Below are 1,645 nucleotides of genomic sequence, written 5' to 3' on the forward strand. Positions count from 1 at the left end.
ATCCTGCGAGACCACGCGTGTCGCAATCAGCCGCGCGCGAGGCCCGGCTGCTGCGAGCGCCGCGGCTTCGGCGATCGAACCCGTCCCGAATTTTTCGGCGACAAGCTTCGACTGCGTCGGCGTGTCGATGCCCGCCAGCATATCGGCCGGGACAGCCCTGATCGGAACGCTGCATTCGCGTGCGAGCTGCTTCAACGCCTCCGCGTTGGCCTTGTCGCTAACGGTCGCAAGCGCAGCAAGGCCTTCGGCTCCGCCGGCCGCCAGCAGCGCTTCGCGCAACGAGGCCAGCGTGACGTCCTTCTTGAATCCGAGCCCCGCGACCTTCATCGGACCGCACTCCATTGCACCACGGGACGTGCTGCCTCCCAGGAGCGATAGCGGCCGAGCGGCGCGGCATGGGCGATCTCCACCCGCACCAGCTCGCCACCGTGGCGCTGATGCAACTCGCCGAGCAGCGCTTCCGTCTCCAGCGTCACCGCGTGTGCAACCAGCCGCGTTCCAGGCGCGAGGCGCGACCAGATCGCATCGAACATCGCATGGTCGAGACCACCGCCGATGAAGACGGCATCTGGCGCTTCCAATCCAGCAAGAGCTTCCGGTGCCCTCCCCGAGACGACAGTGATCCGATGCGCCAGTCCGAACGCGGCTGCATTCTTGCGGATGTTTGCAACGCGACCCTCGCGCGCCTCGATGGCGGTCGCCGTCCCGCCGCACCGCGCCCACTCGACCGAGATCGAACCCGAGCCGGCGCCGATATCCCACAACCGTTCGCCGGGACGCGGCGCCAGCGCCGAGAGCGCAAGCGCGCGCATTGGCCGCTTGGTGATCTGGCCGTCGTGGACGAAGAGGTCGTCGGACAGGCCGGAGCTGCGAGGAATGCCCTGCGTCCCCCTCGCCCATACCGCCACCGCGACCAGATCTCCAGCAATGTCCTCGGCAAAGAGGTCGACGCGATGCTGGTCAATGCATTCCCGCGGCCCGCCAAGCGCCTCGAGCGTCCACAACAGTGAGGAGCCCCATCCGCGTTCCGTCAACCACTTCGCGAGATCGCCGACAGCCCTTGCGTCACGCATCAGGCAGATGATGCGCGCATCTCGCACCAGATGCGGCGTCAGTCGCTCGAACGGCGCCGCATGAAGGCCGATGCACGTCACGGACTCCAGCCGCCAGCCCAAGCGCGCGGCAGCGAGCGAGAAGGTCGACGGCGCCGGATGCGCGATCCACTCGTCGCCACCGAGCTTCTCGGCGAGAACAGCGCCTGCGCCGTGCCAGAACGGATCGCCGGAGGCCAGCACGGCCGTCGGCCGGTCGCGGCAGCTCAGAACGACATCGGCGTCGAAGGGCACCGGCCATGAACGGCCGCGGCTGCCTACGCCGGCAAGTGCGAGGTGTCGTTCACCGCCGAAGACGGTTTCGGCGTCATTGAGCGCCTTTCGGCTTGCCTCCGATAGCCCGGCAAGGCCATCTTCGCCGATACCGATGATGGTCAGCCAGGGATCAGCCATGACACGCGCCCTCATTCTGGGCGGAACGAGCGATGCGAGCCTGCTTGCGGCGGCGATTGCGCGCGCGGGCATCGATGCCGTCTATTCCTATGGCGGTCGCACCCGCGCGCCCGCCGACCAGCCGCTGCCGACCCGCATCG

The 1,645-nt window shown here is 68.1% G+C and carries 3 protein-coding genes; 1 reads left to right on the top strand and 2 read right to left on the bottom strand.

What is annotated here, in order from left to right; translation table 11 throughout:
• Positions 1-327 (bottom strand): cobalamin biosynthesis protein (locus MOV74_RS37625; protein WP_246932505.1); only part of this gene is annotated, 327 nt, incomplete at its 3' end.
• Entirely contained in the window at positions 324-1,505 is a 1,182-nt protein-coding gene (gene cbiE / locus MOV74_RS37630) for a precorrin-6y C5,15-methyltransferase (decarboxylating) subunit CbiE (protein WP_246932507.1), read from the bottom strand. The genes cbiE and MOV74_RS37625, both read right to left, overlap by 4 nt.
• Here cbiE and MOV74_RS37635 point away from each other — a divergent pair.
• Positions 1,504-1,645: precorrin-6A/cobalt-precorrin-6A reductase (locus MOV74_RS37635; protein ID WP_246932508.1), on the top strand; the 142-nt coding region annotated here is incomplete at its 3' end. The genes cbiE and MOV74_RS37635 overlap by 2 nt on opposite strands.

Source organism: Bradyrhizobium sp. SHOUNA76 (assembly GCF_023006445.1).
In the GTDB taxonomy this organism is placed as follows: domain Bacteria; phylum Pseudomonadota; class Alphaproteobacteria; order Rhizobiales; family Xanthobacteraceae; genus Bradyrhizobium.